Here is a 14998-nt window from a genome sequence, read left to right on the forward strand (position 1 = left end):
GAGGAAGAATGACCCGACTAATCGACACAGGCGACAGCATCGACTGGACGGCACTTCGAACGCAAGCACAACACATGACAACCAAAAGTTATGTGCCATATTCACGCTATCCAGTTGGCGCAGCCGCATTCACAACAGACGGACGCATGGTCTCCGGATGCAACGTCGAAAACGCAGGATACGGCGTTACCTTGTGCGCCGAATGCGGGCTTATATCTGAACTCGTCGCAACCGGTGGAGGGCGCCTTGCCGCGTTCGTATGCGTCAACGGCTCAGGCGACGTCATCATGCCGTGCGGACGATGCCGACAACTCCTGTGGGAACACGGGGGCGCACGACTCATCGTTGAAACCGCCAAAGGCCACACAACAATGGACCAACTCCTACCAGATGCTTTCGGCCCAGAAGACCTCGACGACTATCAAGAAAGAACAGCACAATGAGCACACAGCCAACCCCACAATTTGACGCTGTTGACATTATTCGCGCAAAACGCGACAAGCGTACGCTGACAACCGACGAGATCAACTGGGTTATTCAGGCCTACACCGACGGAGTCGTCGCCGACTACCAGATGGCCGCACTCAACATGGCTATCTTGCTCAACGGCATGACCAGAGCAGAAATCTCCACGTGGACACACGCAATGATTGAATCCGGCGAACGCATGGACTTCTCAGCATTGCGATTCCCAACCTCCGACAAACACTCAACCGGCGGAGTCGGAGACAAAATCACACTCCCACTTGCGCCCCTCGTCGCTGTCTTTGACGTAGCAGTTCCCCAACTCTCAGGCCGCGGATTAGGCCACACAGGTGGAACCCTCGACAAGTTGGAATCAATTCGTGGATGGCGTGCAGCGCTCACAAACGAAGAAATGATGCGCCAACTCGACACCGTTGGTGCAGTTATTTGCCAAGCCGGATCAGGCCTTGCTCCAGCAGACCGCAAACTATATGCACTCCGTGACGTCACCGGAACCGTTGAAGCAATCCCACTGATCGCATCATCAATCATGAGTAAAAAAATTGCTGAAGGAACAGGCTCACTTGTTCTGGACGTAAAAGTTGGTAGCGGCGCTTTCATGAAAGACGAAGCGAACGCACGCGAACTCGCTCGCACAATGGTTGATCTCGGTAAAGACGCAGGCGTCAACACCGTAGCGTTGCTCACCAACATGAACACACCATTAGGTTTAACTGTTGGAAACGCGCTTGAAGTGCGCGAATCAATTGAAGTACTCGCTGGTGGCGGCCCAAGCGACGTCGTCGACCTGACCGTTGCCCTTGCTGTAGAAATGCTTGCCGGCGCAGGAAAACACATCGGCGAAGACGAGGTTCGTGCAGCGCTCAGCGATGGCCGTGCAATGGACAAATGGCGCGCAATGATTGCTGCGCAAGACGGCGACAACGACGCACCACTCCCAGTAGCACAAGAACAACAGCAGATTCTCGCGCCAGAAACCGGTGTGCTTGCCAGCCTCGACGCTTATGACATTGGTGTTGCATCGTGGCGTCTCGGCGCTGGGCGTGCACGAAAAGACGATCCGGTTCAGGCAGGCGCTGGAATTGAGTTGCATGTGAAGCCAGGCGACCACGTGACTCAAGGCCAGCCGGTAATGACATTACACACGGACACCCCTGAACGATTCCCGCGTGCACTGGAACTAGCCCAGTCCTCATTTGAGGTATCTGCGCAGGCACCAGCTCACGCGCAGCAACTCATTCTCGACAGAATCAGCTAATTTCACAGCAGCGCAGGCAGGTAGTGTTAACACCGAGGATACGTTCGATTTTCTAGGAGAGTGTGTGGCACCGCGCGGACATCAACTAACAACATTTCTGTACGGGCTGGGAGCCGGTCGTCGCCGACTCCCAGCACTGCCACCTGCTTTGCCGCCTGCGCAACAGCAGGATTGGGCGTTAGGAACAGACGAGGGCGAAGTGCTGCTAGGCGGGGTGCATCCAGCAATCCAAATGGATGACACAACGTGTGGATCAGCGGCAATCGTTGTGGCACAAGCAAGCGACGCGACTCAAACAGTGGCGGCTCAGTTGGGGCTTACCGGTGAAGCCAACATTGATGCAGCCTATGTGAAAGAAAAGTTTGAGTCGCTGCAGCGCGCAACAAAGCAGCAGACCAACAAAAGACATCGCTTATTCACGTGGCCGCATTCTTGGGGGACACCTCCTTGGGGTGCTGCTCGCACGATGCGCTTTTCTGGACACGCTTACTATGACCGCATGGTCGTTGATACGAGCCTCCCGCAGTCCACCCGTGTGCTCACGCATGCAGCGCAATGTGCTCAGCGAGGCTACCCAGTTTTGCTGTATGTCGGTGGTGACACCAGTATGCGTTGGAATGCGGGAATGCCGAGGCATGTTGTTGTGTTGCATGCGGCTGCTCGTAACGCTGAAGACGTAGAAACACTGTCTGGTCTCAACGTGCCGAGGACGGGAGATGCGCACGATGACGCGCAGATTGCTGAGCTTGCGCGCACACTAAATAAGACACTTAAAGATGCATACGATGTGGAACCTGATTGCAGGCTTTACATATATGATCCCGCAACTGGCCGTAATGTGGCGGTCACTTTGCGAGACCTGATCGATCAAAAAACCCCTAAGGCAGCATTAGGCGGCTGGCCGCACATTACGTGGGTGGTATTGCCTAAGCTGGCAGGTACACAGGAGAAGAAATGACTGCACACGAACTCGTACTGCGCTTACCTAAGGTTGTTTTGCATGATCACCTTGACGGTGGTTTGCGTCCTGCCACATTGATCGAGTTGGCCGCACAGATTGGCCATACTCTTCCGGCAGATACTCCTGAAAAGTTGGGTGAATGGTTTGTTGACGCGGCAGATTCCGGTTCTTTGGTGCGGTATCTAGAAACGTTTGAACACACCGTTGCTGTTATGCAAACAGTAGAAGGCCTGACTCGTGTAGCACGTGAAGCTGTTGAAGACCACGCAGCTGATGGTGTTGTGTATGCAGAGTTGCGGTGGGCTCCAGAACAACACCAAAACAGTGGGTTGTCTCTGCAAGAAGCCGTAGATGCTGTTCGTGAAGGTATCGCACAGGGTGTTGCCGCTGTTGCAGAACATGGCAAAACTATCGTTGTACATCAGCTGATTACTGCGATGCGCCATGCGGATCGCTGGGAAGAGATTGCAGACCTAGCGTTAGCAAACCGGGATGCCGGCGTGTGTGGGTTTGATATTGCAGGTGCAGAAGACGGCTTCTTACCTGATCGTTTCCCGCAGGTGTGGCGCACCCTTAATGATGCTGGCATGCCCGTAACGATCCATGCTGGTGAAGCCGCAGGGCTAGAGTCAATTTCTCAAGCAGTCCACTTGGGTCAAGCCTTGCGTATCGGGCATGGCGTGCGCATCGTCGACGACATTGCTGGTTTTGACACTGACCAGCCACAACTTGGCAGGCTCGCACATTGGGTGCGTGACAACCAGATTGCATTAGAAGTGTGCCCCTGCTCGAACATTCAAACAGGTGCTGCGCCATCGGTTGCGGATCACCCGATCTCCGGTTTGCGGGACCTCGACTTTGCCGTCACGATCAACACAGATAACCGGCTTATGTCGGGAACATCAATGACGAATGAAATGACTCGTCTTGTGAATGAAGCAGGATGGAGCCTCGACGATCTGCGCGATGCAACGCTTGCGGCAGCGTGGAGTGCTTTTATCCACCATGACGAACGCCATGCTTTAGGGGAGCGGATCATCGCTGCCTACGACCAACTCACGAACTGATGTGGTTCGTTTCTTCACGCTAATGAATGGAAGTGCATTATGACTACGACACCTGTTTCTCCTGAGGACGTTGCTCGTATCGTTGACCACACGCTGTTGAAGCCTGAGACAACTTCTGCGCAGATTCAAGCGCTTGTTGACGAAGCTATCAGCTTGGGAACTTTTTCGATTTGTGTCTCACCATCGCATCTTCCTGTTGTTGTCCCAGAAGGTAGCGATTTGAAGGTTGCTACGGTGGTTGGTTTTCCATCGGGTGCGCACAAGTCGTCGGTGAAAGCGGCAGAGGCGGCTCAAGCTGTTGCTGACGGCGTTGACGAGGTTGACATGGTTATCAACCTTGGTGCGGTAAAAGACGGTAACTGGGCGCTTGTCGAATCGGATATTGCGGCAGTGCGTGCGGCAACTACTGCGCCCGTGTTGTTGAAGGTCATCATCGAATCGGCAGCGTTGACTGACGACGAGATTGTTCGTGCGTGTGAAGCATCGGAACGTGCGGGCGCTGACTTTGTGAAAACCTCAACGGGTTTCCACTCAACTGGTGGTGCGTCCGTGGCGGCTGTGTCGTTGATGGCTAAGACTGTTGCGCCGCGTCTGGGTGTCAAAGCGTCTGGTGGTGTTCGCACTGGCGCTGACGCTTTGGCGATGATCGCTGCGGGTGCTACTCGTTTGGGCTTGTCAGGAACAGCTGCCGTGCTTGAAGGAGTTGCTTCAGGTGAGTCAGAGCAGAGCGCAGGAGAATCTGCCGGATACTGACGGTAAAAACCTGAAAGGTGGGATGCTGCATAGTGCGTGTAGCATCCCGCTTTTTATGTAATGCGCTGGGCCTTGTCGGTGTTGTGCGTGTTTGATTTTCGATACCAAGCGTGAAAGTATCAGGATTACGCAACGTTGATGTTGTTTATATTGATGTGTTGCCGCGCGAAGCACAGCACATATCCACCTGAACTAAAGGGTCATACATGTCTGTGGATTTTTCGATTCCACCAGTGCGCGTCCGTGCCATATTCGAAGCTACCGTTGTGGAACGCACGCGGCTTTCTGCAACAATGCTGCGGCTTACCTTTTCTAGCGAGCAGTTCATCGGGTTAGCGGACGTCATGTGCACAGACACGTATGTGAAACTCATTCTTCCGGACCCGACTGAGCCGACACGTGACGTGATGCGCTCCTATACGATTCGTGCCTGCGATCCAAGTGCTGGAACTATCGACATTGATTTCGCTTTACATGGACGCGGCGGTGTGGCCGCAGTGTGGGCAAGCAACGCAGCTGTGGGCGATAGGGCAGTGTTCAAGGGAATGGGTGGGGGATATATTCCGGCACCTCACGCCCCGTGGCATCTTATGATTGGTGACGATTCAGCCTTGCCAGCGATAGCGGCAGCATTGGAAACCCTCAACGAACATGCTGATGTTGAAATCATTGTGGTGGCAGAAGACCCGCATGAATTATTAGGTGAAGATCGTCGCGCACTGGCTTCTGTCGCTGGTTCAGGAATGCGCCCAGATGTGCGCGTGGTGTCTTCCACAGAAGAAGTTCTTGCTCTTATCGATGCCGCATACGAGCGGAACACAATCCCGCACGCGTTTGTGCACGGTGAGGCGGGAATGGTCCGAGCCGTCCGCAAACAGTTACGTACCGTGCATGCCATGCCCATGTCAGCGTTGAGTATCTCGGGGTATTGGCGTGAAGGTGCTACAGATGAACAGTGGCGTGAGGCTAAGAGCGCCTGGAAGCAGACTGTTTTAGACGATGAGCGCGCTGTATCAGCGTAACTAGGTGCATCAGAAAAGGTGGCGGGCTACATATTCATCATGTAGCCCGCCACCTTTCTTGTATTCAGAGGTATTACAACCCAAGCGCCGCGGTCATATCTTCACGTACTTGTTCCATGCGGGAACGTGCAGATACTCGAGCAACTGTTACGTCGTCGAAGGTTGCATCATGCGCGACATCTTCGAGGACCTCCATGTAACACTTCACTTTTGGTTCGGTTCCAGATGGACGCACAATGACGCGTGTGCCGTCTTGTGCGAGCAAACGAATACCGTCAGTTGGCGGTAGCCCATCTACGCCTTCGGACAAGTCCACAACTTCTACCACTGGTGAGCCTGCAAGCTCGGTTGGTGGTGTGGCTCGTAAACGTGCCATCGTTTGTGGAATGAGCGATAAGTCGGAGAACCGCGCGGAAAGCTGATCGGTCAGGTGGAATCCGTGCGTGCGTGCAAGGTCATCAAGGTAATCAATGATGCTTTTGCCTTCGGCCTTCAACGACGCGGCTAACTCGGCGACGAGGAGCGCCGCTGAAATCCCGTCTTTGTCTCGCACAAGTTGTGGTGCAACACAGTATCCGAGTGCTTCTTCGTAACCGAAGAGAAGCGATGGGGCGCGACTGATCCACTTAAACCCGGTAAGCGTTGCAGCATAGTTCAATGAGTGGTGTGCTGCGATCTTTTCGAGCAACCGTGAAGACACGATGGAGTTCGCGAGTGTCATGGTTGGGCCGTGCGGGTCTGGCGTGTGCTGTGACGCTACATAATTGCCGAGAAGAGAACCAACCTCGTCACCGTGTAGCATACGCCAGCCGTGCTTGGCTGGGCTGTCGTCGCTGTCTGCAGCGTGTGCGTCAATGACTCGTGGGTCTTTGATCGCTACGGCGCAACGGTCAGCGTCTGGGTCGTTGGCGAGAACAATGTCTGCGTCACTACGTACCGCATATTCGAGCGCAAGGTCGATTGCTCCAGGTTCTTCCGGGTTGGGGAAGGACACTGTTGGGAAGTCTGGGTCTGGTTCGTATTGCTGAGCGACAGAGATCAGTTGGTCAAAACCAGCGTGTGCCAGAACTTTATCGACGACCGCGCCACCGACACCGTGAAGTGGGGTGAGTACAATTGTGATGTCGCGTGGGGAATCATGTTTGAGCCCAACGACAGCGTCAATGTACTTGTTGAGGTCTTTCTCGTCGAGGGTGTGCCATCCGTGGGTGTCGCGTGGGGTTTCACGGACGGAAGCGACCTGTGCGATGTGTGCAGCGATCTCGGAGTCGTATGGTGGCACGATTTGTGCACCATGCCCGTCTCCTTCAACGATGCGTCCACCCAAGTACACTTTGTAGCCGTTGTCTTTTGGTGGGTTGTGGCTCGCTGTGACGACGATTCCCGCGTCAGCGTTGAGGCGGTTCATTGTGTAGGCAAGCACAGGTGTAGGAAGTGCGTGTGAGTACACGTACACTTCGCAGCCAGCAGCAGTGAGTACACCGGCAGAATCTAACGCAAACGCGCGAGAGAAATGCCGGGCGTCATATCCGATCGCTACCCGTGGGGTTTGTCCGGGGAGCTGTTCGTTCAGGTATGCGGCGATTCCAGCTGCGGCTTTGATGACCACGGAACGGTTCATGCGGTTTGGTCCGGCTTCGATTGCTCCACGCAATCCTGCGGTGCCGAACTGTAGTGTGCCAGCAAAGCGGTCTTTCAAATCGCCTAATGCGCCTGAGGTGCGCCCTTTTGAATCAGATGAGTTGTCAGGATTCTCGATGGTGCGTAGGAGGCGTTTGAGTTCTCTACGTGTGGTTTCTTCTGGGTCGTCGTCGATCCAGTCACGTGCCTGCTGTAGCAGGACTTGCTCTTCATCGGTGAGTTCTATAGCCATTGTCGTCACATCCTTTTTGCGATGTTGGCGAGGAGCGCACTGATGCGTGGTCCTGCCGCGATTCCTGCTTCGATGACTTCTTCATGTGAAAGTGGGATAGGGCTGATGCCTGCGGCAAGGTTGGTGACGAGCGAAATGCCCAGTATTTCCAGTCCTGCTTGGCGTGCGGCAATTGCTTCGAGTGTGGTGGACATTCCAACGAGGTCAGCGCCGAGCACTCCAGCCATTTTTACTTCTGCTGGGGTTTCGTAGTGTGGGCCGCGGAACTGTGCGTATACGCCTTCAGAGAGGGTTTCGTCGACGCTGTGCGCGATGTCGCGTAGGCGCTGGGAGTACAGGTCGGTGAGGTCGACGAAATTTGCGCCTTCAATAGGTGATGTTGCGGTGAGGTTTAGGTGGTCGTTGATGAGAACAGGTGTGCCTGGCGCCCAGTCTGGGTTGAGTCCGCCGCAGCCGTTCGTCAAGATGACGGTGGAGCAGCCTGCTGCTGCTGCAGTGCGCATGCCGTGCACAACCTTGCGTACGCCTTTGCCTTCGTATAGGTGGGTGCGGGAACCAAGAACAAGTGCTGTTTTTCCGGTTTCGGTAATGCGAATGGAACGCAATGTGCCGACGTGTCCGTCCACGGCAGGCTTGGAGAATCCGGCAATGTTGTGGCTTGGGATTTCAGCTAATGTTTCGCCGAGCAGGTCGGCTGCGCCGCCCCAACCGGAACCGAGAACGAGTGCGATGTCGTGTCGTTCGATGCCTGTTTGTTCCGCGATGTCGCGTGCTGCTTGTGCTGCAAGCTCGAACGGGTCGATGTGTGCAGTGGGGTCGTCGTGAGTTGTGGGTGTTGTAGTCATATTCTGAGATTAACTTGATTAAGCGTTTGACGCGAGGGCGATAAGTTTCAGTTGCCCAATCACGTCATATTACGTAGCGAAAAATCACTCCAATCTGAACTGCCGTCAGATACTTCAGATGTTTGCGATACTAAGAACGTGACTACAAACAACACCGTCCCTCCAACATCGCCCGCCACCCGCATCGCGATTCTTGGAGGAGGACCAGGAGGCTACGAAGCCGCACTGGTCGCAGCCCGCCTAGGAGCAGACGTCACGATCATTGAGCGCAACGGATTCGGTGGAAGCACCGTGCTCACAGACGTAGTTCCATCAAAAACCCTGATCGCAACCGCAGAATGGATGACCTTAGGAGGAGCCGCAGCCGAACTAGGAATCCGCATCAACGACGCTGACGGCAACAACACCCACACCATCTCAGCAGACCTCAAAGCCATCAACGCACGCATCAGAGCGCTCGCTGAAACCCAATCGCAAGACATTCAACACCGCTTACAATCAAGCAACATCACAACCATTAACGGTCAAGGACGACTCGTTAGTGACCACAGCATTGCAGTCTCCATGGTCGTTGACGACTCTGGGATCCCGCAGCCAGACCAACTCATAGAGGCAGATTTCATCCTCCTCGCCGTGGGGGCAACACCGCGAATGCTTCCCACCGCGCAGCCAGACGGTAAACGCATCCTTACCTGGACGCAACTGTATAACTTAGAGGAACTACCAGAGCACCTCATCGTTGTGGGCTCTGGTGTCACAGGCGCCGAATTCGCTGGGGCATATCACGCACTTGGATCGCAAGTAACCCTCGTTTCTAGTAGAGACCGTGTGCTGCCCGGCGAAGACGCAGATGCAGCAAACCTCATTGAAGAAGTTTTTAAAGCTCGCGGGATGACCGTTGCTTCACGTTCACGTGCGCAGAGCGCACACGTGGTAACAAAAAACGGGGGCACTTACGTAGAAGTAACGCTCTCGGACGGAACCGTCATTACCGGAAGCCACGTACTCATGGCCGTTGGATCAGTGCCAAATACTCAGGGCATCGGCTTGGAAAACGTTGGTATCCAACTGACTGAATCAGGGCACATCGTCACGGATAAAGTGTCACGTACTACTGCGCGTGGAATCTATGCGGCAGGGGATTGTACGGGAGTGTTCCCACTTGCTTCGGTTGCTGCAATGCAGGGACGTATTGCGATGTCGCACGCGCTTGGGGACACCGTTCGTCCCATAAAGCTACGCAGTGTTGCAGCAAATATTTTCACTGCACCAGAAATAGCAACAGTCGGCTACAGTCAAAACGATCTCGACCGTTTAGACATGCGTTACACCGTGACAACACTGCCCTTACGACGAAACCCGCGCGCAAAAATGATGGGATTACGCGAAGGCTTCATCAAGTTGTTCTCTCGAACAGAGTCCGGCACAGTCGTTGGCGGAGTGGTGGTAGCACCACGCGCGTCAGAACTGATTTTCCCGATCACACTAGCAGTGCAGCATCGACTCACCGCAGACGACGTAGCCGAAGCGTTTACTGTCTACCCGTCGCTGACCGGTTCCATCGCTGAAGCAGCACGCATGGGACACCACCGCGTCGACGGCTAAACACGCGGTTAAACACGTGCAGCCCAGAACCCCTCGTGCGGTTCTGGGCTGTTGTGTTGTTAGCCGACGGCAGGGATGACAAACGTGGTTGCTATAGGCAAATGATCTGAGGCGTCAGACTCCAACACTTCAACTGAAGCGATCCCTAAATCTCGAGAGAATATCCAGTCGATTCGGGCCGTCGGGGCATGCGAAGGATACGTTAAATCATTCGGGTTACCGGACACATCAATTGCTGAAGCGAAGCCTTTGTCATGCATCGCGTGAATTTCAGGCCAGCCCGGTTCAGCGTTAAAGTCACCAGCAAAAATTGTGCGACCCACAAGAGGTAAACCCTCGAAAAGGTCCTCTAATTGGATGAGTCGAGTGGGAGTGTTCTCATCACGATGCTGTAAATGAGCGCTCACAACATGAAAACCACCCCTGTCCATGACAATGGCTCCAGAGATAGCAGAACGCCATTGCGGCCCCTCACCATAGGACAATTGCACGCGAGAAACCTCAACCACAGAAGTTGATGGCTTCCACAAGATAGCGTTTCCGAATTGATGGTCAGCGGCCCCAACATACGCGTATTCCATACCGGTTTTATGTGCCACGTAGGACACTACGTCAGCGCCACCACCCATAATCCAGCCACGTGATACTTCTTGCAAGGTCACAAGATCGGCGTTATTGCGTTTAATCAGATCAACAATGTCGTCTAAAGAGGATTCACCATCGGGAGACACACCATAGTGCACGTTCCAGTTCACTAACGTCATCGAACCTGTTGACGCGTTGTTTACGAGCGGTTGGGAAAGCGGCGAAGTAGCGTAAGCACCTACCAAACTGACGCCCATCACCCCCACGAGGGAACCCACAAGTACAAGTTGAGAACCTACAGACGACACCTCACTGGCGCTGTGCGACGGTAGCGACCCAGCATGCGTTTCTCGACGGTGAATAACAAAAACACCGCACGCAAAAACAAGAGCCAAGCCAACAATAATGAGCTCATTGGGAAAGCCAAGAGGGATATCGTAGTCGATTTGGTACAACAAAATAGGCACGATTAAAAGCCCGCCAACACTCGCTGAAGCGCCCATTAGCGACCACGACGACGACACAACAGCAGGACGTTCAAGCGCAGTACACAGCAGCCCTACGGCCGAAACACCTAAAGCAACACAGAACCCAGACAGGGAAAGTGCGATGAGTAGACCGTTAGGTTCAGGCCAAGAGGCCAAGGAAAACACTGAAACAACAGACAGCACCAAAGAAACACTGAACAACGCAACTGGCTGCTGAGGGGTACGCACCACGACAACAGTGACAAGCGCCCCAAGAGTAATCACTACTGCGGAAGCCCATAAAGGAATCGCGGCTTGAGAGGCGATAAAGGCAGGATTAGCAAAAGCAAAAACACCAAGACACATAACGGGGCCAAGCGCCCACAAACCTCGTGCACGCGGACGAGCTGGAAGATCCCTGATGTAAAAAGTTGCTCCCACAAGAAGCGTGAGAACCCCTAATGGGATTACCCATTGCAGTATGGAATCACGCCACACAGCATCAAAAGTACCAAGCGCTAACGCGAGGGCGGCAGAAAAATACAAGCCCATTCCGACGCCTCTAGCGACAAGCGCACCACCATAACGAGAGGCAACGCTAGAGGCAATCGTCAAGACAGAGACACTCAACGATACAGTCGCTAATCCGATACCTAACCGTAAAACACCGTCAACAAAGATGAGGGCAAACCGCGCGAGAGCTAAAGCAGAAACTCCAATGAGAAGCATCATGCCACTAGGGGCACGTTGAGCTGCTAACGCCATCGTAAACACGGCAGGGGACACATACGTTACAAGTGCAACAAGTGCAGCTGCAATTACTCCATGTTGGGTAATCACTGAATCAAGCAGTGGGCCAGAAAATCTGACAAGTTCTGCTGTAAGAGTTACCAGCGCAATCAACATGAGTGTGAGCGCAGATCCAGTTCGAGTTGCCGATGGTTGCATGGCGTAAATGTACCGTGAACACTGCCTGAAGTTCTATGTAAAACAAGCTGTCTCCTGCGGGTATTTGACCCCACCGCACAGACACGAATTTAATGCGTAGAGTTTTTTAATACCGCATATAGTGACGGGAATGCGTGAGCAAATGCTGGTAGTAAACGTAAATCAGGGTGTTGGCTGTTGAGCGCGGCCACAATGTTGGTGAGGGGTACCCACTGAATTTCGAGGGATTCAGCGTCGGTGGGGTGAACTCTCATGTGAGGGTCCGTGCTTTCGGCGATGATCGTCGTATATGACCAATCGGCGTGTGAAAAAACATGCGAGCCCAGCCTCACAACATGAGCTTTATCAATGCCTGCTTCTTCGTGTGCTTCGCGGACAGCCGCGTCATGCGCTGTTTCGCCGTCCATGAGTGCACCTCCTGGGATGCCCCACGTTCCGCCTTGATGACTCCACAAAGCCCGATGCTGTAAGACGACGTCGCTCCATTCGCCACGCGAATTTTTGCGTGCAAGGAACAACCCGGCAGCACCGTTGAGTCCCCAATGTTTATTGCCGCAACGACAATTCACCCAACCGTCGCCAGGCATCCTTACATGCGCGGATGGAGGAGTTGGCCGTGAAGAATCAGACATACAGCAAACGTATCTTATGGTTACAGGTTGTGTGTTAGCCGGTAGTTAAAAGGGTCATGCGGCCTAAACGTTTGCCTGAGGTTTGATAATGATTCATGTGCGCTCTAGTGCTTTCATGCTCTGTTGTGCAACATGCAACGCACAGTCCATGTCAGGCTTCTACTGTGTGTGCTATGTCCACAACAATCGTTGAAAATCCATCGGACACTGGCCGATCACGCACTCTTCCAGAGGTGTGCGTTATTGCGACAGTGCGAAACGAAGAAGAGTACCTCGAAGCTGCTTTAGACTCCGTGGCTCAACAAACCTATCAAGGGGCGTTCAGCATTGTGGTGTCTGTTGGACCCTCGCGTGATAACACGTACGGCATAGCCCACGAGTATGCGCTGCACGACAAACGCGTCACGATCGTCGATAACCCTCATGGGGCGATACCTCACGGCTTGAATATTGCTTTAGCTAACTGCCCAGATAGCGCGCAAATAATTGTTCGATTCGATGGGCACACTAGACTCCCGGACACGTACATCGAAAACATGGTGGACACTCTTATTCGTACCGGTGCCGACAATGTTGGTGGCATTATGAAACCGGTGGGAAAATCCGACCTTGAGCGGGCGATAGCTCAAGCAATGTCGCACCCGCTGGGGATAGGGCCAGCACCCTTTCACGTCGGTGGTGTTGAGGGGCCAGAAGAAACCGCATATTTGGGGACGTTCCGTAAAACTGCTCTTGATCGAGTCGGGCATTACGACGAATATTTTGAACGTGCAGAAGACTGGGAGCTTAACTTCCGCATTCGTGAATCGGGTGGACTCATTTGGTTTCGCCCAGACATCCAAGTGGAATACCAGCCAAGGTCCTCAATAAAAGCTTTAGCGAGACAATTTGGTAGAACCGGCCAGTGGCGTCGCGAAGTAATACGCAGAAACGCAAAAACTGCTTCGCTTCGATACTTAGCACCACCGACAGCGGTTCTCGCACTTATCGCAGGGACTCTCGTCGGGCTGCTAGGTGTTATCACGACGACACCGTGGCTACTTATTGGTTTTATGGCCCCTGTCGGTTATGCCGCACTCGTCTGTGTTGGTGGGCTGTGGGCTGGCCGCACATTGCCTGTACGTAGCAGGTTTGTGCTACCGCTGGTGTTAGCAACGATGCACATGAGTTGGGGAATCGGATTCTTGTGCGGCAGGAAAACTGCCGTGCAGTCTGCCCACAACCAGTGAACTCGTCACATAATGGTGGGGTTGCCTATACATAGGCAACCCCACCCTTAGTTGATTACAGTATGTGAAGGCGTTTTAAGAGGCGTGTAACGTGGGCAGGAGCCATCGTGCGAACAGCATTTCGAGCAATAGAATAGAGTCGTTTTCGCCCTACTGCCCGCGAATGCAGCGGAAGAGTGCGTGCACGGCTTGCAGCAGCTAACTCTTTTACATGTTGAGGTAACTGTGACGGCTGCTCATGGAAATAGTTATCTTCGAGCCAGCCGTCGTTGACGTGGTTAAACCGTATGTGTGCGACGTCGTTAAGGGTTCCGACGAGGCCGCTCGTCGCAAATACGGAATTGAGCATGCGCTCGTTGAGTCCAAAATCTCGCAGAATTAACGTGGGCAGCCCATACGCTAGCGACTCTAACGCGGCAGTAGAAGAGACCGTCACGTGGGCTACACCGTCATCAAAAAAGTCGGTGAGGGGACCTGTGGCAAAAGATAGTGCTTGCGCGGAGAGGGACGTATTATTGCGGCACATGTCGGCCCATAGATCGTCGTATGCGAAACGCTCACGATGGGTTTGTTGTTCGCCTTTTAACGCTCGAACTTTAATAACGATACGAACGTTCGGGTGCGCGAGTGCCGTGTCATGCAGTGTCTGAAGAATACGAACACGAGCTGTGCGTGTTGAGGGCACGAGGGCTTGAGGTGTGAACAGTACGGTAGAAACCTTACGTGTCCGCGGCTGCTGTAATGCCGGTAAGAAAGGCAAATGAGAGAGCACAAGAGTTTTCTCCATGGCGGCAAGGTCTGCGACCGCACCATATTCTGTTGCTTCAATTCGCGAATGCACAATGAGTGAATGGCAGCGAGCACGGTAACGCATGCCTTTGATGCGTGCAGGTAACGCCATCCCTGGAATGCCAGAAATCAGGGCGGGCCTTCGCTTCATGCGTACACTCAGCTCTGCGACGAGTTCAACAACTGGCCCTGTTGCTGCGAGCAGCAACACATCGGGCTCACAACGTTCAACATATTTTTTTACTTCAGATAGCCGTAGCGCGCGTATATCTTGCCCCGAAAAGCGTGTGCCGGCGAGCGCCGCCTCAATTTGCTGTGGGGAGGGCATGATCGGCGATCGTACAAGTACCAGATGGCAGCGAAAATCAGCGTTGAGGGTATCTAAGGTTGCGGCAGCCCATTTGAGATATGAGTCAGAATCCGCCAGCGCGATGACGGTAACTGGGCTGGTTGGTGTTGAAAAGCTCACGTGATTCAT

At 53.7% G+C, this 14998-nt stretch carries 13 protein-coding genes; 8 read left to right on the forward strand and 5 right to left on the reverse strand.

Translation table 11 applies throughout. The features are described 5' to 3' along the window. Positions 1 to 8 precede the first annotated feature (8 nt). The 6 genes from ACR9EC_RS00580 to ACR9EC_RS00605 all read left to right on the forward strand — a co-directional run bounded on the left by ACR9EC_RS00580 (position 9) and on the right by ACR9EC_RS00605 (position 5547). Positions 9 to 443 (forward strand): cytidine deaminase, encoded by a 435-nt coding sequence (locus ACR9EC_RS00580; protein WP_435299587.1) that lies wholly within the window; start codon positions 9 to 11, stop codon positions 441 to 443. Beyond that, positions 440 to 1744, forward strand: coding sequence for a thymidine phosphorylase (locus ACR9EC_RS00585; protein ID WP_435299588.1), 1305 nt, complete (start codon positions 440 to 442; stop codon positions 1742 to 1744). Before ACR9EC_RS00580 ends, ACR9EC_RS00585 begins: the two co-directional genes overlap by 4 nt. Positions 1745 to 1808: 64 nt before the next feature. Next, positions 1809 to 2702, forward strand: a complete 894-nt coding sequence (locus ACR9EC_RS00590) for a hypothetical protein (protein ID WP_435299589.1) — start codon at positions 1809 to 1811, stop codon at positions 2700 to 2702. Further along, complete coding sequence (locus tag ACR9EC_RS00595; RefSeq protein WP_435299590.1) at positions 2699 to 3772, forward strand: adenosine deaminase; 1074 nt, start codon at positions 2699 to 2701, stop codon at positions 3770 to 3772. The genes ACR9EC_RS00590 and ACR9EC_RS00595 overlap by 4 nt, the downstream gene beginning before the upstream one ends. A gap of 39 nt (positions 3773 to 3811) precedes the next feature. Then, a complete protein-coding gene (deoC, locus tag ACR9EC_RS00600; RefSeq protein ID WP_435299591.1) occupies positions 3812 to 4525 on the forward strand; it encodes a deoxyribose-phosphate aldolase in 714 nt (237 codons plus the stop codon). A gap of 206 nt (positions 4526 to 4731) precedes the next feature. After that, positions 4732 to 5547, forward strand: a complete 816-nt coding sequence (locus tag ACR9EC_RS00605) for a siderophore-interacting protein (protein WP_435299592.1) — start codon at positions 4732 to 4734, stop codon at positions 5545 to 5547. Between the two features lie 73 nt (positions 5548 to 5620). Here the strand turns inward: ACR9EC_RS00605 and ACR9EC_RS00610 are convergent, their stop codons facing one another. Both ACR9EC_RS00610 and ACR9EC_RS00615 read right to left on the reverse strand, forming a co-directional pair. Beyond that, positions 5621 to 7420 carry a phospho-sugar mutase gene (locus tag ACR9EC_RS00610; protein ID WP_435299593.1) on the reverse strand — a complete coding sequence of 600 codons (1800 nt, stop codon included), beginning with the start codon at positions 7418 to 7420 and terminating at the stop codon, positions 5621 to 5623. Positions 7421 to 7425: 5 nt separating this feature from the next. Further along, the gene (locus tag ACR9EC_RS00615) at positions 7426 to 8265 is read right to left on the reverse strand and encodes a purine-nucleoside phosphorylase (protein ID WP_435299594.1); all 840 of its coding nucleotides are present in this window, start codon (positions 8263 to 8265) and stop codon (positions 7426 to 7428) included. 138 nt (positions 8266 to 8403) lie between these two features. On the opposite strand from ACR9EC_RS00615, the gene ACR9EC_RS00620 reads away from it, so the two are divergent. After that, complete coding sequence (locus ACR9EC_RS00620; protein WP_435299595.1) at positions 8404 to 9870, forward strand: NAD(P)H-quinone dehydrogenase; 1467 nt, start codon at positions 8404 to 8406, stop codon at positions 9868 to 9870. A 59-nt stretch (positions 9871 to 9929) separates the two neighbouring features. Here the strand turns inward: ACR9EC_RS00620 and ACR9EC_RS00625 are convergent, their stop codons facing one another. After that, complete coding sequence (locus tag ACR9EC_RS00625) at positions 9930 to 11870, reverse strand: endonuclease/exonuclease/phosphatase family protein (RefSeq protein ID WP_435299596.1); 1941 nt, start codon at positions 11868 to 11870, stop codon at positions 9930 to 9932. An 89-nt stretch (positions 11871 to 11959) separates the two neighbouring features. Next, positions 11960 to 12502, reverse strand: a complete 543-nt coding sequence (locus tag ACR9EC_RS00630) for an NUDIX domain-containing protein (protein WP_435299597.1) — start codon at positions 12500 to 12502, stop codon at positions 11960 to 11962. Between the two features lie 173 nt (positions 12503 to 12675). On the opposite strand from ACR9EC_RS00630, the gene ACR9EC_RS00635 reads away from it, so the two are divergent. Continuing rightward, complete coding sequence (locus tag ACR9EC_RS00635) at positions 12676 to 13731, forward strand: glycosyltransferase (RefSeq protein ID WP_435299598.1); 1056 nt, start codon at positions 12676 to 12678, stop codon at positions 13729 to 13731. Between the two features lie 55 nt (positions 13732 to 13786). Here ACR9EC_RS00635 and ACR9EC_RS00640 read toward each other — a convergent pair whose 3' ends face one another. Next, positions 13787 to 14989, reverse strand: a complete 1203-nt coding sequence (locus tag ACR9EC_RS00640) for a DUF6716 putative glycosyltransferase (protein WP_435299599.1) — start codon at positions 14987 to 14989, stop codon at positions 13787 to 13789. Between the last annotated feature and the right edge of the window lie 9 nt (positions 14990 to 14998).

This window comes from Timonella sp. A28 (assembly GCF_051200815.1).
Taxonomy (GTDB): domain Bacteria; phylum Actinomycetota; class Actinomycetes; order Actinomycetales; family Cellulomonadaceae; genus Timonella.